The following is a 525-nucleotide window of genomic DNA, read 5'->3' as shown; positions in this document are numbered from 1 at the left end:
GCTGCGTGGAAGGCAACAACTGGGGCAGCGGCCGCGGCTTCGTGTGGGTCGACCGCGGCTGCCGTGCCCGCTTCGCCGACAGCCGCGATGGCGGCGGCTGGGGTGGCGGCGGCAACGGCGGCCCGGGCGGCACGATCCGCTGCGAGAGCAGCGACCACCGCCAGCGGCAGTGCAACACCCAATGGCGCGGCGCCACGCTGGTGCGCCAGCTGTCCGATACGCGCTGCGTGGAAGGCCGTACCTGGGGCTTCCGCAACGGCACCATCTGGGTCAACGACGGTTGCCGCGGCGAGTTCGCCGAAGGCCGGGGTGGCTGGGGCGGCGGCGGCAACAACGGCGGCGGCTGGGGCCATGGCGACCCGAACTACCAGGTCACCTGCAGCAGCGATGACCAGCGCCGCCGCTACTGCGCCTGGGACCGCAACCGCGGCCGTCCGGTGATCGTGCAGCAGCTGTCCAAGACCCGCTGCGACGAGGGCCGGACCTGGGGCTACCAGGGCAACCAGCTGTGGGTGGACGACGGCT

Annotated in this window: 1 protein-coding gene; it reads left to right on the top strand. The window is 73.1% G+C overall.

Going from position 1 to position 525, the window contains the following annotated elements; translation table 11 throughout:
• Nucleotides 1-525, top strand: a 525-nt coding sequence (locus CWM66_RS28215) for a DUF3011 domain-containing protein (RefSeq protein ID WP_146159966.1), incomplete at both ends; no start/stop codon positions are given.

Source organism: Kosakonia sp. H7A (assembly GCF_003028445.1).
Lineage (GTDB): Bacteria > Pseudomonadota > Gammaproteobacteria > Enterobacterales > Enterobacteriaceae > Kosakonia > Kosakonia radicincitans.
This window is presented reverse-complemented; position numbering and strand designations above follow the sequence as displayed.